The organism is Streptomyces sp. NPDC058092, assembly GCF_042884935.1.
Lineage (GTDB): Bacteria > Actinomycetota > Actinomycetes > Streptomycetales > Streptomycetaceae > Streptomyces.
In genome coordinates, this window is the sequence record NZ_JBHVSY010000010.1 from 117,179 (window position 1) to 137,093 (window position 19,915).

A 19,915-nucleotide genomic window follows, 5' to 3' on the forward strand; every position below is an offset into this window, starting at 1 on the left:
GGCCCGACGTGGAACGTGCATTGCGACGACGCCTACGCGCCACTGAGAGAACAGTTCGGGGAGCGACTGAAGAGGCACCAGTTCCAGTACCAGGGCCCGGGAGGTATGTGGCGTGGCGGGATCGTGGTCTCCGACCGGCGCACAGCTCAGCCCTCCAGCCTGATGTTCGGGCCGCGCCAACCCTCCACACTGTCGGGGGGCATTGCAGGCCGGCAGACGAACAGCAACAGCAGCACTCCGCGCGTCCTCCAGAACGCGGAAGAGGCAGCCCGTGCACTTCGCATCACCGGCCGCCATCTCCAGGATGCGAACTGCTGCCCCTCGGGATGCTTGCGAAAACGGCGAGGGGTCGGCAGCCCGCCGGCCGCCGACCCCTCGGACAAGCACTCCCGACACTCAGGGCTTGCCGATATCGACCGCCCACACCCCCGTCCCGATGTACCCCTCGGGAGTCGCCGTCAGCACCAGGCTCTCCGGCTCGCCCGATGCCGTCGCGTACACGGCGTGCGCGTGCCGCCAGTCGACACCCGCTGAAACCGCCTGCTCGACGACGGCCGCCGCCGCAAAGTCCAGGGGCAGGAATTCCACGGCCGGCAGGGCTCCCACATGCGCGGTGGCACCGGGCAGTTCAAGGCTCGCCGCCAGCAGGCACAGCGCGGGAACATGCGCACGCTGGCCGGGTTCGTCCGTCCCGATCACCGCGAGCCCGGAAAGCATCCGATGTCCTCGGCAGAGTGCGAGCACGGCCGTGTGGTCGAGAACGATCAACGACGCTCACCCAGCCGTCGGGCCAGGAGATCCGCCCGCCATTCCCTCGCGGCACTCAGATCCTCGTCGGAGAGGTCCACACCGAAATTCGCGCGGACGTACGCGACAGCGCGCGCCGTTCGCTCAGCCTGCTCCGACTCCGTCGGCGTGGCCGCGACCACGCGCTCGACATACGCTCGCGTACTCATGCCGCGTTCCTCCGCCAGGGTGCGGAGGCGATCCCTTATACCTTCGTCAATCTTGATCGTGGTGTCAGCCATGAAGCAAGAATACAAATGAATACCGAGGGGGTGGCTGCTCCGGCCGAGCAGCCACCCCATCGTGTGATGCGAACCCGTTACGCGGTCAGCTTGGCCAGTGCCGCGTCGATGCGCTCCAGGGTCTTCTCGCGGCCCAGGATCTCCAGGGACTCGAAGAGGGGCAGGCCGATCGTGCGGCCGGTGACCGCTACGCGGACCGGGGCCTGGGCCTTGCCGAGCTTCAGGCCGTGCTCCTCGCCCGCGGTGAGGACGGCGTTCTTCAGGGCGTCCGCGTTCCACTCGGCGTCGGCCAGCTTGGCGCGGGCCGTGACGAGCAGGGCGTCGGAGCCCTCCTTCATCGCCTTGGCCCAGGACGCCTCGTCCGTCGCCGGCTCGTCGAGGAAGAGGAAGTCGACGTTGGCGGTGATGTCCGAGAGGACCGTGACCCGGGTCTGGGCGTGCGGGGCGATCGCCGCGAACTGGCCGGCGTCGAAGGCCTCCGGGGCCCACGGGGCGTACGGCGCCTTCAGCCAGGGGCCGCAGGCCTCGGTGAACGTCTTCACGTCGAGCATGCGCAGGTGCTCGGCGTTGATGTGCTCGCACTTCTTCAGGTCGAAGCGCGCCGGGTTGGCGTTGACGTCCTCGATGTCGAACGCGGCCACCATCTCCTCGACGGAGAAGATGTCGCGGTCCTCGGCGATGGACCAGCCGAGCAGGGAGAGGTAGTTGAGCAGCCCCTCGGGCAGGAAGCCGCGCTCGCGGTAGAGGTTGAGCGAGGCCTGCGGGTCGCGCTTGGAGAGCTTCTTGTTGCCCTCGCCCATGACGTACGGGAGGTGGCCGAACGCGGGGGTGCCCTTGGCGATGCCCAGCTCGATGAGCGCCTTGTAGAGGGCGAGCTGGCGCGGGGTGGAGGAGAGCAGGTCCTCGCCGCGCAGGACGTGGGTGATCTCCATCAGCGCGTCGTCGACCGGGTTGACCAGCGTGTAGAGCGGGGCGCCGTTGGCGCGGACGATGCCGTAGTCCGGCACGTTCTCCGGCTGGAAGGTCAGCTCGCCGCGGACCAGGTCGGTGAAGGTGAGCGCCTCGTCGGGCATCCGGAAGCGGACGATGGAGGTGCGGCCCTCGGCCTCGTACGCGGCGATCTGCTCGGCCGTGAGGTCGCGGCAGTGGCCGTCGTAGCCGGACGGCTTGCCGGCGGCACGGGCGGTGTCGCGGCGGCTGTCGAGCTCTTCGGTGGTGCAGTAGCAGTGGTACGCGTATCCGCCGGTGAGGAGCTTCTCGGCGACGTCCTTGTAGATGTCCATGCGCTGCGACTGGCGGTACGGGGCGTGCGGACCGCCGACCTCGGGGCCCTCGTCCCAGTCGAAGCCGAGCCAGCGCATCGAGTCCAGGAGCTGGTTGTAGGAGTCCTCGGAGTCGCGCGCGGCGTCGGTGTCCTCGATACGGAAGACCAGGGTGCCGCCGTGGTGGCGGGCGAAGGCCCAGTTGAAGAGGGCGGTGCGGACCAGGCCCACGTGGGGGTTGCCGGTCGGGGAGGGGCAGAAACGTACACGGACAGGTGCGTTAACCACGCTTGATCACCTTGTTGGTGAGAGTGCCGATGCCTTCGATGGTGACGGCGACCTCGTCGCCGACATGGAGGGGTCCGACCCCTGCGGGAGTGCCGGTGAGGATCACATCGCCCGGGAGCAGCGTCATGGCTTCCGTGATGTGGACGACCAGATCCTCGATCGAGCGGATCATGTCGCTCGTACGGCCCAACTGGCGTTGCTCGCCGTTGACCGTGGCCTGGATGGTCAGGTCGCTGGGGTCGAGGTCGGTCTCCACCCAGGGTCCGAGCGGGCAGGACGTGTCGAAGCCCTTGGCCCGGGCCCACTGCTTCTCGCGCTTCTGGGCATCGCGGGCGGTGACGTCGTTGGCGCAGGTGTAGCCGAAGATGACGTCCTTCACGCGCTCACGCGGCACTTCGCGGCACATGCGGCCGATGACCACGGCCAGTTCGGCCTCGTGGTGGAGCTCGTTGGAGAAGGAGGGGTACTCGATGGCGTCGCCGGAGCCGATCACCGAGGTGGTGGGCTTGAAGAAGGCGACGGGTACGTCCGGCACCTCGTTACCCAGTTCCGCGGCGTGCTCCGCGTAGTTGCGGCCGATGGCCACGACCTTGTTGGGGAGCACGGGCGGCAGGAGGCGGACCTTGCTCAGCGGGACCTTCGTGCCGGAGAGCTCGAACTCGGCGTACGGAATGCCCTTGATGATGTCGAGGACGAGACCATCGGGCCCCTCGCCCTCGACGGCGCCGAAGGCGACATTGCCGTCGATGGAGAACCTGGCGATGCGCACGGGATGCTGTCGCCCCTCACTTGCTTGCTGGCTGAAGACTGACGCTCCAGGCTAACGCGGGTGAGGGGGGACAACGTGCGCATTACTCCGAGGTTGCCTACTCCGCGGCTGCGACCGCTGCCGGGGCTTCCATGAGGATGGTGCGGCGGGGGTTGGCCGTCTGGGTGGGCAGGTCGAGCGCGTGCTCCGGCAGCTCCGGCGTCCGCAGCTCTTCGGCGTCCTTGAGGTGCGCCAGCGTGGTGCGCCGGGGGTTGGCAATGTTGCGGAACATCATCGTCGTCTTCATCTGCCGTTCGGACCCTGTCGGTACGGGCGCCGCTCGGAGGGGCGCCGGTTGTCGGATTTGCCATCCCTGTAAAGCGTCAGGCTAAACATCGAATTCCCTTCGGAAGCCCGGATGAGACGGCGATCATGATGTGAGTTTGCTCACGAACGAGTCGACAATTACCTCATTTCGGGCGGTCGACCACCCCGGAAGAAACGGACATTGCATCACTGAATCAGCCATTCCGCTCCTGATCATGTCGACTGGGACACCCTTCACCCTTCGCCGATTCACCCGTAATGATCCACTTTGACCGCGAACACGCTCCACGGCTTGTTACTCAGTCATCACAACGCGTCATCCAGGTCACAGCCGGGTACGAGGCCCTTGTTGGAGATCCGGCACTGTGCTGGAATTCCACGCACCGCCGCGGGTTTCAAGCCGGCGCGCAGGGGGCGCAACGCAGCGCCGAGTGGCGGCGGGAAGGGGAAGAGCGCCGGTCACTCACGACCACCATGGGGCGGGTACAACGCCCCACGACGCCGACACCGTCCCATCCGCTTCGCGCGGAGGGACGCCTGGTCCAGAGGTTGCGACGCTAGTGCAGGGACGTTTCAAGAGGGATGGCAGCGCTGCGGCGGAGCAGGAGCCGCACGGCGGGACCGACCGCGGTTCCTCGCCCCAGCACGCCCAGTCCACCGGACCGGCCTCGGCCGGCGACAGCAGCGACCGTGACCGGGGCCCCGGTGCCACGGCGGCCGCCGGCACCGACCCGATCTCGTCGCTCAAGCCCCGGGGCCCCGTCAACACGGGCTCACGAGTAGCTCTTCGCAACTGGCGCATCAGCACGCGTCTGGTTTCCCTGCTCGCCCTTCCCGTGGTCGCCGCGACCACGCTGGGCGGGCTGCGGATCAACGACTCCATGAACGACATGCAGCAGCTGGATCACATGCAGCTGCTGACCAGGATGACCAAGCAGGCGACCACGCTCGCCCAGGCGCTCCAGGAGGAGCGCGACCGCTCGGCCGGTCCGCTGTCCAACGGGGTCAAGGCCGACGACTTCAAGGTCACCGAGCCCCGCAAGAAGACCGAACGGGCGAAGACGGCCTTCCTCGACGCCACCAACTCGATCGGCGACCCCTCCGGCGACGAGGCCCTCGAAGGCATCTACTCGAGCGTCCAGCAGATCGCCAGCCAGCTGACCGAGATCCGCGAGATCCGCAAGACGGCATACGCCAAGAAAACCCCGAGTCTCCAGACCGTCGACCAGTACAGCCAGCTGATCACCTCGCTGCTGAGCCTCTCGCAGGACATGGCGCAGGCGACCAGCAACTCGGAGATGATCAAGCGGACCCGGGCGCTGGCGGCTTTCTCCTCCGCCAAGGAGTACGCCTCGGTCCAGCGGGCGATCATCGCCGCGGCCCTGCCCGGCGGCAACGACAAGCAGCCGCACCTCGATCAGAACGACAAGCAGTTCGGCCGCGCCGCGCTGCGCAAGGAGACCTCGGCACGCCGCTCCTTCGCCGCCGTCTACCAGGCCACCGGCAACAACGCCGAAGAGCTGACCGCCACGCTGGACGACGGCAACCCGGAGATCAAGGCCGCCAACACCTACGCGAAGAAGGTGCTGGACACCCCCTCGGGCATGACCGGCACCCCGCGGCGCTCCTACCTGGACTGGTACGACCAGAGCTCCACCAAGATCCAGGCGATGAAGACCATCGAGGAGACCCTCCTCAGCGACATGGAGGGCAAGGCCCGCGAGCTCCGCGACCAGTCGAAGAGCGAAGCGATCATCAGCGGTGCGCTCATCCTGCTGGTGCTCGGTGTCTCGCTGGTCGGTGCCTTCGTCGTAGCCCGGTCGATGATCCGTTCGCTGCGGCGGCTGCAGGACACCGCTACGCGCGTCGCGCAGGACCGGCTGCCCGAGCTCGTCAAGCAGCTCTCCGAGGCCGACCCGCAGGACGTCGACACCTCGGTCGAGTCGGTCGGTGTGCACTCCCGGGACGAGATCGGCCAGGTGGCCGCGGCCTTCGACGACGTGCACCGCGAGGCGGTCCGCCTCGCCGCCGAGCAGGCCCTTCTGCGGGGCAACGTCAACGCGATGTTCACCAACCTCTCGCGCCGCAGCCAGGGCCTCATCCAGCGTCAGCTCTCGCTCATCTCCGAACTGGAGTCGCGCGAGGCCGACCCGGACCAGCTGTCCTCGCTCTTCAAGCTCGACCACCTCGCGACCCGCATGCGCCGTAACGGCGAGAACCTCCTCGTCCTCGCGGGCGAGGAGCCGGGCCGCCGGTGGACCCGCCCCGTCCCGCTGGTCGACGTGCTCCGGGCCGCCGCCTCCGAGGTGGAGCAGTACGAGCGCATCGAACTGTCCGCGGTGCCCGCCACCGAGGTCGCCGGTCGCGTGGTCAACGACCTCGTGCACCTGCTCGCGGAGCTGCTGGAGAACGCCACGTCGTTCTCCTCGCCGCAGACGAAGGTGCGGGTCACCGGTCACGCGCTGCCCGACGGGCGGGTGCTGGTCGAGATCCACGACACGGGTATCGGCCTCTCCCCCGAGGACCTCGCGGCGATCAACGAGCGGCTCGCCTCGCCGCCCACCGTGGACGTCTCGGTCTCCCGCCGCATGGGTCTGTTCGTGGTCGGCCGGCTGTCCCTGCGTCACGGCATCCGGATCCAGCTGCGGCCCTCGGACTCCGGTGGCACGACCGCGCTGGTCATGCTGCCCGTCGATGTGGCGCACGGCGGCAAGCAGCCGGCCCCCAAGCAGGGGCCGGGGCAGCAGCCCGCCCCCGGCGGACTGCTCGGCGGTGCCGGCGGTCCGGGGCAGGGCAACGGTTCCCGTCCCGGCCTCGGCGGTGCTCCGGCGGCCCCGGCCGGCCGGCTCGCCTCGGGTCCGGGCGCCGCGCGTGGTCAGGTCGGTGCGGGCTCCGGTCCGCGCGCCGCACTGCCCTCGCGGGACAACGGACCCCGCCGGCCGCAGAACCAGCAGAACCAGCCGGGTCAGCAGAACACCGGCTTCCAGTCCACCGGACCGGCCGACTCCGGTCCGCAGGACAACGCGCGCCAGGAGCCGCAGCGTCAGGGCGGCGGCCTCGCCGGTGCTTTCGGCAACGGCGCCCGGCTCGGTGCGCGCGGCCAGGGCGACGGAACGGGCCGTACGGACTCGGGACGGGCCGACCTGTTCGGCCAGAACCGCCAGGACCAGAACCGCCAGGACCGGAACGACCAGAGCCACAACGGCCAGAACCGCAACGACCAGGACCCCTTCGACCAGCAGGGGCAGGCCGACGGCCCCGCCCCGTGGGGGGCGCCGCAGCCGCAGCGGGCCCGGCAGAACCCGGCCGGCCAGGGTGGCTTCCCGCGGTCCGGCGGCCCGGTCGAGCCCGGTCGTCAGCTGCCCCCGGTCGGCGGTCCGCGTGCCGAGCTGCCCGGTGGCAATCCGCAGCCGCAGCGCTCGCAGACCACCAGTTGGGGCGCCGATGAGCCGTCCGCCCCGCGGCGTACCCCGCTGGACGCCCCGCGCGGTCACGAGGAGCCCGAGTCCACCGGCCAGTTCCAACGGCCGCTGAGCCCGCGGCCGGCCATGGACGACCGGCAGGGCCCCGGCTCCACCGCCGAGTTCGCCCGCCCGGACTTCTCCGGTCCGGCCCCGCAGGCTCCGTCGCCGCTGGACCCGGCGGGCACCGCGCAGTTCGCCCGCCCCGACTTCGGCCAGCCGCAGCCCGCGCAGGACCAGGGTCTGCCGGTGCCGCGCCAGCGCGACCGGGACAACGGGGACTTCGGTGCCCCGCGTCCGCCCGCCGCGCCCCACGGTGACGGGCAGTACCGTCCGGTCCTGCCGCCGCAGCCGCAGCCCGAGGCGCTGCCACCGGCCGGGCCCGGGGACGGTCGTACGCCGCTGTACGACACCCTGGAGACGAACTGGTTCCACGGCCCGCAGCAGGGCGGCCAGCAGCCGCCGGCCGAGCCGCAGACCCCCACGTCCGCCCCGCAGCAGCCCGGCCAGGAGCTTCCCGCCCCCGCGCCGCGCCGCACCGGAGCCGACGGCAGCGGCACCACACCTTCCTGGCGCCCCTCGCCGAACGACGAACTCGTACGGCAGGCGGAGCGGGTCAAGAAGCCCGCGGCGGGCGGAGTCACCACTTCCGGACTGCCTCGCCGGGTACCTCGCGCCAACCTGGTTCCGGGCACCGCCCAACAGCAGAACCATCAGTCCGGTCCTCAGGTGTCGCGTGCGCCCGATGATGTGCGCGGGCGGTTGACCAATCTCCGCCGGGGCATCCAGCAGGGACGGCAGGCCAACAACGGCCCGTCGACCGGCAGTTTTCCACTCGGCCCCACTCACCCGCAGGAGCGTTAGTTGAGCCCGATGAGTCAGGCCGCGCAGAATCTGAACTGGTTGATCACCAACTTCGTGGACAACACCCCCGGGGTGTCGCACACGGTGGTGGTCTCCGCCGACGGACTCCTGCTGGCCATGTCCGAAGGTTTCCCCCGTGACCGCGCCGACCAGCTGGCGGCCGTCGCCTCCGGTCTGACCTCGCTGACCGCGGGCGCCTCGCGGATCTTCGAGGGCGGCGCCGTCAGTCAGACGGTGGTGGAGATGGAGCGCGGGTTCCTCTTCCTGATGTCCATCTCCGACGGCTCCTCGCTGGCCGTTCTCGCCCACCCGGACGCCGACATCGGTCTGGTCGGGTACGAGATGGCCCTCCTGGTCGACCGAGCGGGCACCGTCCTCACCCCGGACCTCCGTGCCGAGCTCCAAGGCAGCCTGCTCCACTAGGCGGCCGCGGATCGATGACAGATTCGATTGCCCCAGGTAATGCCCTCATCACTCACCCGTCAGGCCGCTTAGAGCCCCCACCGGCCCCTTCAGACGGCAAGCCGACACTCTGCTGTCACGCCCGGAGGATTCATGACCCCGCCACCCGCCTCACCCGATCCGTACGGCGCACTGCACCACGCGTCGTACGACGGTGAAGGCGACCAGCCGCTGGTCCGTCCGTATGCCATGACCGGCGGCCGGACCCGGCCTCGCTACCAGCTCGCGATAGAGGCGCTGGTCTCCACCACGGCCGACCCCGCGCATCTGGGGACGCTGCTCCCCGAGCACCAGCGGATCTGCCACCTCTGCCGTGAGGTCAAGTCGGTGGCCGAGGTCTCGGCGCTGCTGTCGATGCCGCTCGGTGTGGCCCGGATTCTTGTCGCGGACCTGGCGGAAGCCGGCATGGTGGCCATCCACCAGCCGGGCAATGGAGAGGCCGGCGGCGCGCCGGATGTAACACTGCTCGAAAGGGTGCTCAGTGGACTTCGCAAGCTCTAGTGGCGGTGCTGCCCGGGCCACCACCTCGGCGAAGATCGTGGTGGCAGGGGGCTTCGGCGTGGGTAAGACCACGTTCGTCGGTGCCGTTTCGGAGATCAACCCGTTGCGTACGGAAGCCGTGATGACGTCCGCGTCCGCGGGCATCGACGACTTGACGCACACCGGCGGCAAGACGACGACGACCGTCGCGATGGACTTCGGCCGCATCACCCTGGACCAGGACCTGATCCTGTACCTCTTCGGTACCCCCGGACAGGACCGCTTCTGGTTCATGTGGGACGACCTGGTCCGCGGCGCCATCGGCGCCGTCGTCCTCGTCGACACCCGCCGCCTCGCCGACTGCTTCCCCGCCGTCGACTACTTCGAGAACAGCGGGCTCCCCTTCGTCATCGCCCTCAACGGCTTCGACGGGCACCAGCCCTACACCCCCGACGAAGTCCGCGAAGCCCTCCAGATCGGCCCCGACACCCCGATCATCACGACGGACGCGCGGCACCGGGCAGACGCCAAGAGCGGCCTGATCACGCTCGTGGAGCACGCGCTGATGGCACGGCTGAAGTAAGCACAAGTCTGTATTGACATACGGCAGTTACCGTAGCCAAACGGGGGCGGGCTGTGTCCTTTGACACGATCCGCCCCCGCGTTCATAACGTTTCGACAGAGAATTGTCCCGCGTTCAACACCCGATGCGTTCAATCGGTATCGCTGCGCTCACATGAGCCCCGCCTTTTGGCGGGGCTCGTTCTTTATGCCCGTTTTATCTGAGGCTTGGACCACTCGGAATGGCTGGTTCCGACTGTTTGGAACGCGACCGGTCCCCGTGCTGGAATTCGACGAACTCCCGAGTAGTACGGCCCTGAACGAAACACGGCACAACGTAGGTGCCGACGCCGAGAGGTTGTTGGTCGAGTGAGGCGAAGCAACGAGGGCTCCGTGGCGGAGCCGGAGCGGGGCAATTTCACCCCGCCGCCCCGCGCTGCGGCGTCGCCTGCCGATATGTCCCGAGCGGCGAAGTCCGGGGGCAGCTCAAGCCGGCTTTCCCCGCGCAACTGGCGGGTGCCCACTCGGCTGAACGCGATCCTCCTGATCCCGGTGCTGGTCGGCCTGGTCATGGGCGGCTTCCAGGTGAAGGGCTCGATCGACACCTGGCGGGAGGCGCAGGAGGCCGAGAAGACCGCGCTGATCGTGCGCGCGGCCTCCGCGTACGGCCAGGCACTCCTCAATGAGCGTGACCTCTCCGCTCAGCCCCTGCTGTCGAACAAGCGGGGCTCCGCCGTCATCGGCCAGGTCCGGGCGACCACCGACGCCGCCGCGGCCAAGTTCGACACGGCCGTGAAGGACATGCCCAAGAAGCAGGGTCTGGAGCGGCGCCTTCAACTGTTCCGGCTGGAGGAGCCCAAACTCCCCGAGCTGCGCAAGGCCGCCTACGCCGAGGCGATGAACCCGGTGAAGACGGAGGAGGGTTATGTCCAGGTGCAGCACTCCTTGATGGAGTTCTGCAACGAGCTGGGTCTGGGCACCGGCAACATCACCAGTTACGGCCGTACGGTCTACGCGCTCGAGCTCGCCAAGGCTGCAGAATCGCTTCAGCGCTCCATCGGTATGCACCTGCTGGTGCGTCCGAGCCAGGAGAGCGCCACGTTCGACGCCCAGGTCAAGGCCTTCGGCTCGTACAACTACCTGGAGCAGATCGCGCTCGGCGAGTTCGTCTCCGGCGGTACGGAGGCCGACGCGGCCCGGCTGAAGCAGGTCATGGCCGCGCAGTCGGCCGACGGCGCGAAGAAGCTGAAGAAGGCGAAGGAGCAGGCCGACGCCGCGGGGGTCCCGTTCGTCACACCGCCCAGTGTCGACGGCTCGGTCTTCGACGGCATGGCCCAGCAGATCGGGCAAGGGAAGTCCCCCCAGAAGCTGGCCGCCAAGGGCATCACGCCCGAGACCTGGATGGCCGCCGCCACCGCCAAGTTCGACGGTTACACCACGGTCGAGGACGAGCTCGTCGACAAGGCCGTGACCGAGGCCGCGGACATCTCGTCCAGCGCCAGGAACGACGCCTTCATCAACGCGGCCGTCGTGATCGTCGCCCTGCTGGCCGCCTTCGTCCTGGCCGGGCTGATGGCGCGGCAGATGAGCCGCTCGATGCGCCATCTGCGTACCGCCGCCTTCGGGATCGCCGAGCAGCGGCTGCCGATGCTGGTCGACCAGCTCTCCAGGACCGATCCGGGCCGGATCGACACCCGCGTCCAGCCGATCCCGATCGACAGCCGCGACGAGATCGGCGAGGTCGCCCGCGCCTTCGACCAGGTGCACCGCGAGGCGGTCCGGCTGGCGGCCGAGCAGGCCATGCTGCGGGGCAACGTCAACGCGATCTTCACCAATCTGTCGCGTCGCAACCAGTCGCTGATCGAGGGCCAGCTGACCCTCATCACCGGCCTGGAGAACAACGAGGCCGACCCGGACCAGCTGGAGAGCCTCTTCCGGCTGGACCACCTGGCCACCCGGATGCGGCGCAACGGCGAGAACCTTCTCGTGCTGGCCGGCGAGGAGCCCGGTCGCCGCTGGAACCAGCCGGTTCCGCTGGTCGACGTGTTGCGGGCCGCCGCCTCCGAGGTGGAGTCGTACGAGCGTGTGGAGCTCTCCGGGGTGCCGGAGACCGAGATCCACGGCCAGTCCGTCACCGACCTCGTGCATCTGCTGGCCGAGCTGCTGGAGAACGCCACCATGTTCTCCTCCCCGCAGACCAAGGTGCGGATCACGGCGACCCGGCTGCCCGACAGCCGCGTGATGATCGAGATCCACGACAAGGGCATCGGTCTCACCGCCGAGGACTTCGCCGACATCAACCACAAGCTGGCCAACCCGCCGACCGTGGACGCCGCGGTGTCGCAGCGGATGGGTCTCTTCGTGGTCGGCCGGCTCGCCGACCGGCACGGTATCCGGGTCCAGCTGCGTCCCTCGGGCGAGCAGGCCGGGACCACCTCGCTGGTCATGCTGCCGGACGCCATCACCCACGGTGGCGGCGGCGAACCGGCCGCCGCGCAGGACGACTTCACCGTCTCCTCGATCATTCCGCAGCAGCAGGGCTTCGAGCAGCCCGCGCCCCCGCAGATGCGCACGGCGGCGGAGCTCGGCTTCGACGACTCGCGTTACGAGCAGCCGTCGGCGGACACCCCGCAGCTGGACCCGGTGGGCCGTTCGCTGATGCGTGAGGAGCGCCGGGCCGCGCTGGAGGCGCAGGCGACGGGTGAGCGCCCGCAGTTCGCGCAGGATCCGTACGCCGGGAACGGGTACGCCCAGGAGCCGCAGCAGTACGAGCAGGCTCCGTACGAGGGCGGTTACGCCCCCTACGCCGGTGACGCGGGCTTCGCCGAGCAGCCCGGCCACACCCGGCAAGGCGGCTATGCGGAGGCGGCATATGCGGCCGGTGAGACCGTGCAGCCGTCGTACGAGGAACCGTTCGCCCCCCAGCCCCACCAGGACGAATGGGCGAATCAGGGCGCGTATCAGGATGCGTACGTGCCGCCTGCGCAGGTCGAAGCGGAATCTGTCCCGAACGCCCCCGCCGAGCCGCAGGAACGCGTAGGCTTCGACCGTCCGGGGCCCACCCCGAACTCCGGCCACGAGCTGACCGAAGCCGGTCTGCCGCGCCGGGGCGGTCAGCAGCACTGGCAGCCCACCGGCCGCGGGAACAACCGGTCCGCAGCCGCACAGCAGGAACTGCCGCCGCAGCAGCAGGAACTGCCGCCGCAGCCGCCGTCCGCACAGCAGGACGAGACCGGCTCCGACGACTGGCGCTCGACGAACGACGAGCGCTGGGAGCGGGCCGAGAAGCTCCGGGAGCCGAAGGCGGGCGGGGTCACCTCGTCCGGGCTTCCCCGGCGGGTGCCCAAGGCCAATCTGGTCGAGGGTACGGCGGAGCAGACCCTGCAGGGCGGCCCTCAGGTCTCCCGCGCCCCCGAGGACGTCCGCGGCAGGTTGAGCAACCTGCGGCGGGGCGTGCTGCGGGGACGTAACGCGGGTTCGGACACAAGTAATACCTACAACCAGGAGCGTTAGTGTGAGCCCGATGAGCCAGGCGGCGCAGAATCTCAACTGGTTGATCACCAACTTCGTGGACAACACCCCCGGGGTGTCGCACACGGTGGTGGTCTCCGCCGACGGACTCCTGCTGGCCATGTCCGAAGGATTTCCGCGCGACCGCGCCGACCAGCTGGCGGCCGTCGCCTCCGGTCTGACCTCGCTGACCGCGGGCGCCTCGCGGATCTTCGAAGGCGGCGCGGTGAATCAGACGGTTGTGGAGATGGAGCGCGGATTCCTCTTCCTGATGTCCATCTCCGACGGATCTTCACTGGCCGTTCTCGCGCATCCGGACGCCGATATCGGTCTTGTCGGGTACGAAATGGCCCTTCTTGTCGACCGCGCGGGCGGCGTCCTCACCCCGGACCTCCGCGCCGAACTTCAGGGAAGTCTTCTTAACTAGTAGACAGACAGTGCGTTTCGCGCCACCGCACCATAAAGTGCGGTGGCGCGGACCCACTGGGATCGGGACCGGCAGGCGGAGGAGGCATCGTGGCAACACCCCCAGGCGGACACCGGTACAACGGTGGCCAGAACGTACCGGGTGAGCACGGGGACAACCGGTTCAACTTCCCCTCCACACCCGGCAGACAGGGCGCCCAGCAGCCGTATCAGCCCTACCAGCAGCCGCAACCGCCGCAGCAGCCGTACGGTGCCCAGCAGGGCTCCGGGTGGCCCCCGCAGCGGCCGCACCGTTTCGACTCGCCCCAGTCGCCCCGCATCCAGCCCGTGCAGCCGCGGCAGGCCCCTGAGCCCGCCGCGCCGGCAGCGCACAATCCGCTGGTCCGTCCGTACGCCATGACCGGCGGCCGGACACGACCGCGCTACCAACTCGCCATTGAGGCGTTGGTCAGTACCACGGCCGATCCGTCCCGGCTGCAAGGGCAGTTGCCCGAGCACCAGCGGATCTGCCGGCTGTGCTTCGAGATCAAGTCGGTCGCCGAGATTTCGGCACTGCTCTCGATCCCGCTCGGCGTTGCCCGGATCCTCGTAGCCGACCTGGCAGAGGCCGGACTCGTCGCTATCCATCAGCCCGGCGGCGACGAGTCCGCCGGCGGCCAGCCAGATGTGACACTGCTCGAAAGGGTGCTCAGTGGACTTCGCAAGCTCTAGCGGCGGAGCGGCCCGCTCCACTACCTCCGCGAAGATCGTGGTGGCAGGGGGCTTCGGCGTGGGTAAGACCACGTTCGTCGGTGCCGTTTCGGAGATCAATCCGCTGCGCACCGAAGCCGTGATGACGTCCGCGTCCGCGGGCATCGACGATCTGACGCACACCGGGGACAAGACCACCACGACGGTGGCGATGGACTTCGGCCGCATCACCCTGGACCAGGACCTGATCCTGTACCTCTTCGGTACGCCCGGACAGGACCGCTTCTGGTTCATGTGGGACGACCTGGTCCGCGGCGCCATCGGCGCCGTCGTCCTCGTCGACACCCGCCGCCTCGCCGACTGCTTCCCCGCCGTCGACTACTTCGAGAACAGCGGGCTCCCCTTCGTCATCGCCCTCAACGGCTTCGACGGGCACCAGCCCTACACCCCCGACGAAGTCCGCGAAGCCCTCCAGATCGGGCCGGACACGCCGATTCTCACGACGGACGCGCGGCACCGCGCGGACGCCAAGAGTGCGCTGATCACACTCGTGGAGCACGCGCTGATGGCGCGGTTGCGTTAGGGGGTTCGCCGGGTCGTCCGGCAACCGTCCCGTCCTCGACCGCCGGGCGGGCTCGTGGATCGAGCCCGTCAAGGGGATCCCCCCGTGTCGTCAAGGCTACGGGGGAGATCGAGGACAGAGCGTGGCCGGAGGTCGCGCATGCGTGAGGCCCCGCACTCCCGGAATTCAGCCGGAGGAGTGCGGGGCCTCACGCGTGCGGGTGTCTGTCAGCCCTGCCAGGAGTGCGGGGCGCGGAAGCCCGGGGTGCGTTCCAGGCGGCGCCAGCCGGCGGTGCTGCGGCCGCGGTGGGCGGGGGGCGCGGCGGGCTGGGCGGCTGCGCGGGCGAGCAGGACCGCGGTTATGGCGGCCAGCTCCTCGGGGTCGGCAAGACCCTTCTCGACGCGCAGCACGGACTCGGTGGCAGTGCTCATGGGCGGTTTCTCCGTCTTCTCGGCAGGTCTTCGCGGGTCCGGCAGGGTTGCTGCGGGGGCCGCGGACTACTGCGGGGGGTTGCCGTGCTTGCGGGACGGCAGGTCGGCGTGCTTGGTGCGGAGCATGGCGAGCGAGGCGATCAGCACCTCGCGGGTCTCGGCGGGGTCGATGACGTCGTCGACCAGGCCGCGCTCGGCGGCGTAGTACGGGTGCATCAGTTCGGCCTTGTACTCCTTGACCATGCGGGTCCGCATGGCTTCCGGGTCCTCGGCGTCGGCGATCTGCCGGCGGAAGATGACGTTGGCGGCGCCTTCGGCGCCCATCACCGCGATCTCGTTGGTCGGCCAGGCGTACGTCAGATCCGCACCGATGGACTGGCTGTCCATCACGATGTACGCACCGCCGTAGGCCTTGCGCAGGATCAGCGAGATCCTCGGCACCGTGGCGTTGCAGTACGCGTAGAGCAGCTTCGCACCGTGCCGAATGATTCCACCGTGCTCCTGATCGACCCCGGGCAGAAAGCCGGGTACGTCCAAAAGAGTGATGATGGGAATGTTGAATGCATCACACATCTGGACGAACCGGGCCGCCTTCTCCGACGCCTCGATGTCCAGGACACCGGCGAGGGACTGCGGCTGGTTGGCGACGATGCCGACGACCTGGCCGTCCAGACGGGCCAGGGCGCAGATGATGTTGCGGGCCCAGCGCTCATGGATCTCCAGGTAGTCGCCGTCGTCGACGAGCTCCTCGATGACCTTGTGCATGTCGTACGGGCGGTTGCCGTCGGCCGGCACCAGGTCCAGCAGGACGTCGCCGCGCCGGTCGGCCGGGTCGTCGCTCGCCACGGCGGGCGGGTTCTCCCGGTTGTTGGACGGCAGCATCCCGATCAGGTAGCGGACCTCGGCGATGCAGGTCTCCTCGTCGTCGTACGCGAAGTGCGCGACGCCCGAGGTCTCGGCGTGCACATCGGCGCCGCCGAGGCCGTTCTGGGTGATCTCCTCGCCGGTGACCGCCTTCACGACGTCCGGTCCGGTGATGAACATCTGGGAGGTCTCGCGGACCATGAACACGAAGTCGGTGAGGGCGGGGCTGTAGGCCGCGCCGCCCGCGCACGGGCCGAGCATCACGCTGATCTGCGGGATGACGCCGGAGGCCTTGGTATTGCGCTGGAAGATGCCGCCGTATCCGGCGAGCGCGCTGACGCCCTCCTGGATACGGGCGCCCGCGCCGTCGTTCAGCGAGACGAGCGGGGCACCGGCCGAGATGGCCATGTCCATGATCTTGTGGATCTTGGTGGCGTGGGCCTCGCCCAGGGCGCCACCGAAGATCCGGAAGTCGTGCGCGTAGACGAAGACGGTACGGCCGTCGACCGTGCCCCAGCCGGTGATGACACCGTCGGTGTACGGCTTCTTCTCCTCCAGGCCGAAGCCGGTCGCCCGGTGCCGGCGCAGCTGCTCGACCTCCTTGAACGAACCCGGGTCGACCAGCAGCTCGATGCGCTCACGCGCCGTCAGCTTGCCCTTGGCGTGCTGCGCCTCGGTCGCCCGGTCACTCGGTCCGCGGCGGGCCTGCTCGCGCAGTGCCAGCAGTTCGGCCACACGGCCACGGGTGTCGCTCGGCTCGCCCGGGGTTTCGTCCACAACGGTCATGTACCGACCCTACGAAGCGCGGCAAGTAAATCCTGCCGTCGACTCCGTACAGTCTCCTGACCCGTTTCCTGGTGGAGCCTGACAGAAGTCGGGCCTCATGCAGGCGATGTACCAGCCCCCGTAGGTGAGTCTTTGTACGGGTCCGACAAAGAATCACTGTGGTCTGCTGCACACGTGTGTCAGCCTCGGGGTGTCCTCCGGTTGGGCGTCCTGGGGCGTCCTGCACCTTCTGAATCGCTTCCGGACGCTCCCGCACCGGGTCACCGGAGTGAGCGATGGTCAGCAGCACGGCCTCGTAGAAGGCGTCCCGCACGGCGGCCGGCATGACGTCGGAGGCGTCCGGGCAGAGCGGCACCCGATGGTCGGTGAGCCGGGCGCTGATCCGCTTCTCGACCGCCCCGCTCTTGGCGTGCACGGCGGAGTCCGGCGAGAATACCCCGGCCTTGCGGCCCCACTCCTCCTGGGCTCGGCGATGTCCTCACGGGTCGCGCCGAGGCCGGGCAGCCGGCCGTCCTCGGCGACCCGTGCCCCGACCGGGGCGATGCCGGGGTTCTCGGCGAACCGCACCCCCATCCGGGCGTCCGGCTTGCCGACGACATGGGCGCAGGTCAGCGCCCGGTCCTGGGTGAGCAGCACTCCGGCGCCGCACACCGGCCCGTGCGGCCCGCCGCGACGCAGCCGGAGCCGCCAGTGCGCCTTCAACTCCCCATAGCGCATGAGGGAACGCGCGCAACGGGTGCCGCTCCCAGTCCCCGGACACCTCCGGTCACCCGGTGTCTACCGGACGTCACACCGCAGGGTGCGTCCCTCCGTCCCCGGTTCGACCCTGAGCACCAGGCGCCGGCCGGTGGACCGCACCTCGATGCCGGGGTCCGCCGAGACGACAGCGCTCACCGGCCGCTCCCAGACGACGTCCACCGGCGCACCGGTCCGGTCGGGGCCGCTGACGCACACCGTCGTCGTACGCCGCCCCTCCCGTACGAGCACGCTCGCCGCGGCCGTGACGGAGAGCGGACCGGCCGCGCCCGGCTGCCAGAAGTTGGCGGCGGTCACCCCCTGCGAGCGGACGGCGACCGCCTGCGCGGCGGCCGTGTTGGCGAGCACGGTCAGCCACCGCCGGTCGGCGGCGCGGGCGGTGACGGTACGGCGGGAGGCGCCGGGCATCAGCAGGTAGACGTAGTCGGCGTCGACCGGGTCGGTGCCGTGGTCGAGCCAGAGCGTCTGGTAGCGGCGGGTGCGGCGCTCGGTGGAGCTGGTGGTGTTGATATCGGACCAGGCGCCGGTGCGGTCCTCGCGCAGGGTACGCAGGCCGGCGCCGCCGGGGAGGACCCAGCCGCCGTGACCCTCCAGGTGGGCCCAGCGGGGGCCGGCGCCCGCCTCCACGGTGAGCGGCTGCGTGCCGCCCTCGCCGAGCATGCGGTTGTCGACGATCGTCTCGACGGGGACCTGGTCGGTGCCGGTGATGCCGGCGCCGAGGCAGACGACCGTGTCGGCGACGCAGAACCACGACTTACGGGCCTCCAGGGTCGAGCCGAGGCCCTTGAGGTGCTGGCCCACCGCGCCGAATTCGCCGTCCGTGGCGCCGCCGACCCATTTCACCGCGGGCCTGGGCGCACCCCATTCGCCACCCGCCTTGTCGGCGAGCCGCTTGGTGGACACGGTCGTTCCGGGCAGCCGGTAGGGGTCGACGGTCGGCCAGAACCAGTCGGTGTACTGGTCGTTCTCCTTCTCGCCGGGCCACCAGCAGAGCATTCCGGCGCCGGTGTGCCAGCCGCGCGGATTCTCGCCGTTGCCGCACTCGTAGTGCGCGATCCGCTCCGAGGCCATGGAGATGCCCGCGGCCCAGCCGGGGCGCCGGTGGACGGCGCGGGCCATGCCGGCGAAGAGGTGGTGGCCCACCCGCTCGGGCGCGGCCGGCGCCGCGGTGGCCTGGACGGCGTGCAGCCGGGCCAGGTCCGCGATGCCGAACTGGCGGGCGGTGAGGATCGGGCTCGTCCGGTCGCGGGCGATCCAGCCCTTGATCATGCCGTGCCACCGGTCGCGCTCGGCCGGGGAGGCGCCTGCGGCGAGGAGGGCGATCCCGGCGATGATGCCCTGCCCGTGGAAGTGGTCGCCGCGCATCACCCGCAGATCGTCGTTCTTCAGGTAGCCGCGGCTGATGGCACGGCCGTTGACGCTGTCCATGACCAGACCGTTGTAGATCAGCGGCGCGTAGGCGTGCTCGACGCTGTCCAGGATGATCTGCCGGCCCGGGTCGGTGACGGCCCAGGTGGATCCGGCGAGCAGTGCGAAGAGGCGGCCGAGGCCGTCGAGCATGACCTGGCCGTAGGTGCCGGAGTAGGCGACGGTGGTGTGCTGGATGAACGACCCGTCCGCGTACAGGCCGTCTCCGTCGGTGACGTACGGGAAGACCGGGGACAGCGCGTCCCTGGCCAGGGCGATCTTCGCGGGCGCCCGGCCGAGGACGCCGCGCAGGGTGACGGAGCGGCAGAGGTCGACGCGGTTGGCGCCGGTGGAGGTGCCGCTGTAGTCGCGGAGTACGGAGTCGGGGACGAAGTGGTCGACGGCGGCGCAGGCGGCCTCGACGCGGGCCGCGCCCAGGTGCTCGTACAGGACGGACGTGATGTCCATGAGCAGGCGCGGGCTGCCGATCTGCCACTCCCACCAGTTGCCGTACGGGGTGACGGAGGCGTGGTAGGCGGTCGCGGCGAGGTGGTCGTAGCCGCGGAGGATGTCGGCGAGGAGCGTGGCGTCGCCGGTCGATCCGGTGCCCGCCTGGGCGTACGCCTGGGTCATCGTCCACAGGCGGCTGTAGCTCTGGGTGATGCCGGACGGCGGGTTGTACAGGAAGCCGGGCCACAGCGAGTCGGCGGCCGGATTCATCGTCGCCCGGAACCCCCGTGCGAGCGTGCCGGTTTCGGCGAGGCGGGAGGCGAAGGGTTCGGCGGCCGCGTCGAAGCCGGTGCCGAGGGCGATGTCGGCCCAGCGCAGGCGGAGGGCGTCGAATTCGTCGGCCCCCGCGCCGGCCCCGGTGGCTGCCTCGGTGGATGCCACGGCCGTCGCGGCCGTCGCGGAGCCGGGGAGGGAGACCGCCAGTGCGGTGGCGGTCGAGAGGGCGAGCAGAGTACGGCGTGACATTTCGGACGGGTTCGGCATGTGAGGCTC

The 19,915-nt window shown here is 69.8% G+C and carries 16 protein-coding genes; 8 read left to right on the forward strand and 8 right to left on the reverse strand.

All coding sequences use genetic code 11. From position 1 onward, the window contains the following. Window positions 1-396: 396 nt before the first annotated feature. The 5 genes from ACFVV1_RS18650 to ACFVV1_RS18670 all read right to left on the reverse strand — a co-directional run bounded on the left by ACFVV1_RS18650 (window position 397) and on the right by ACFVV1_RS18670 (window position 3,633). Window positions 397-717: a hypothetical protein gene (locus ACFVV1_RS18650; protein ID WP_389990507.1), complete on the reverse strand. Its 321-nt coding sequence runs from the start codon at window positions 715-717 to the stop codon at window positions 397-399. Between the two features lie 47 nt (window positions 718-764). After that, on the reverse strand, window positions 765-1,028 hold the full coding sequence (locus ACFVV1_RS18655; RefSeq protein ID WP_389990271.1) for a hypothetical protein: 264 nt from the start codon (window positions 1,026-1,028) through the stop codon (window positions 765-767). A 77-nt stretch (window positions 1,029-1,105) separates the two neighbouring features. Continuing rightward, the gene (gltX, locus tag ACFVV1_RS18660; protein ID WP_389990272.1) at window positions 1,106-2,578 is read right to left on the reverse strand and encodes a glutamate--tRNA ligase; all 1,473 of its coding nucleotides are present in this window, start codon (window positions 2,576-2,578) and stop codon (window positions 1,106-1,108) included. After that, window positions 2,571-3,347, reverse strand: a complete 777-nt coding sequence (locus ACFVV1_RS18665) for a fumarylacetoacetate hydrolase family protein (protein WP_114246867.1) — start codon at window positions 3,345-3,347, stop codon at window positions 2,571-2,573. Before ACFVV1_RS18665 ends, gltX begins: the two co-directional genes overlap by 8 nt. Before the next feature lie 97 nt (window positions 3,348-3,444). After that, window positions 3,445-3,633: a hypothetical protein gene (locus tag ACFVV1_RS18670; RefSeq protein ID WP_389990273.1), complete on the reverse strand. Its 189-nt coding sequence runs from the start codon at window positions 3,631-3,633 to the stop codon at window positions 3,445-3,447. A gap of 580 nt (window positions 3,634-4,213) precedes the next feature. Between ACFVV1_RS18670 and ACFVV1_RS18675 the strand changes: the two genes are divergently transcribed. The 8 genes from ACFVV1_RS18675 to ACFVV1_RS18710 all read left to right on the forward strand — a co-directional run bounded on the left by ACFVV1_RS18675 (window position 4,214) and on the right by ACFVV1_RS18710 (window position 14,690). Then, window positions 4,214-7,978, forward strand: coding sequence for a nitrate- and nitrite sensing domain-containing protein (locus ACFVV1_RS18675; protein ID WP_389990274.1), 3,765 nt, complete (start codon window positions 4,214-4,216; stop codon window positions 7,976-7,978). Then, on the forward strand, window positions 7,979-8,401 hold the full coding sequence (locus ACFVV1_RS18680; RefSeq protein ID WP_003966009.1) for a roadblock/LC7 domain-containing protein: 423 nt from the start codon (window positions 7,979-7,981) through the stop codon (window positions 8,399-8,401). It abuts the gene before it with no gap. A gap of 132 nt (window positions 8,402-8,533) precedes the next feature. Then, window positions 8,534-8,941, forward strand: coding sequence for a DUF742 domain-containing protein (locus ACFVV1_RS18685; RefSeq protein WP_003966010.1), 408 nt, complete (start codon window positions 8,534-8,536; stop codon window positions 8,939-8,941). Further along, window positions 8,922-9,503, forward strand: coding sequence for an ATP/GTP-binding protein (locus ACFVV1_RS18690; protein ID WP_072487286.1), 582 nt, complete (start codon window positions 8,922-8,924; stop codon window positions 9,501-9,503). The genes ACFVV1_RS18685 and ACFVV1_RS18690 overlap by 20 nt, the downstream gene beginning before the upstream one ends. Window positions 9,504-9,850: 347 nt before the next feature. Further along, window positions 9,851-12,994: a nitrate- and nitrite sensing domain-containing protein gene (locus ACFVV1_RS18695; RefSeq protein WP_389990275.1), complete on the forward strand. Its 3,144-nt coding sequence runs from the start codon at window positions 9,851-9,853 to the stop codon at window positions 12,992-12,994. 10 nt (window positions 12,995-13,004) lie between these two features. Then, window positions 13,005-13,418 (forward strand): roadblock/LC7 domain-containing protein, encoded by a 414-nt coding sequence (locus ACFVV1_RS18700; protein ID WP_073727376.1) that lies wholly within the window; start codon window positions 13,005-13,007, stop codon window positions 13,416-13,418. 89 nt (window positions 13,419-13,507) lie between these two features. Continuing rightward, window positions 13,508-14,128 (forward strand): DUF742 domain-containing protein, encoded by a 621-nt coding sequence (locus tag ACFVV1_RS18705; RefSeq protein ID WP_389990276.1) that lies wholly within the window; start codon window positions 13,508-13,510, stop codon window positions 14,126-14,128. Further along, window positions 14,109-14,690 (forward strand): ATP/GTP-binding protein, encoded by a 582-nt coding sequence (locus ACFVV1_RS18710; protein WP_014048542.1) that lies wholly within the window; start codon window positions 14,109-14,111, stop codon window positions 14,688-14,690. The genes ACFVV1_RS18705 and ACFVV1_RS18710 overlap by 20 nt, the downstream gene beginning before the upstream one ends. Window positions 14,691-14,896: 206 nt before the next feature. On the opposite strand, the gene ACFVV1_RS18715 is transcribed toward ACFVV1_RS18710, so the two are convergent. The 3 genes from ACFVV1_RS18715 to ACFVV1_RS18725 all read right to left on the reverse strand — a co-directional run bounded on the left by ACFVV1_RS18715 (window position 14,897) and on the right by ACFVV1_RS18725 (window position 19,906). After that, entirely contained in the window at window positions 14,897-15,100 is a 204-nt protein-coding gene (locus tag ACFVV1_RS18715) for an acyl-CoA carboxylase subunit epsilon (RefSeq protein ID WP_389990277.1), read from the reverse strand. Window positions 15,101-15,166: 66 nt separating this feature from the next. Then, window positions 15,167-16,750, reverse strand: coding sequence for an acyl-CoA carboxylase subunit beta (locus tag ACFVV1_RS18720; protein ID WP_389990278.1), 1,584 nt, complete (start codon window positions 16,748-16,750; stop codon window positions 15,167-15,169). Window positions 16,751-17,527: 777 nt separating this feature from the next. After that, the gene (locus ACFVV1_RS18725; RefSeq protein WP_389990279.1) at window positions 17,528-19,906 is read right to left on the reverse strand and encodes a polysaccharide lyase 8 family protein; all 2,379 of its coding nucleotides are present in this window, start codon (window positions 19,904-19,906) and stop codon (window positions 17,528-17,530) included. Window positions 19,907-19,915: the final 9 nt, after the last annotated feature.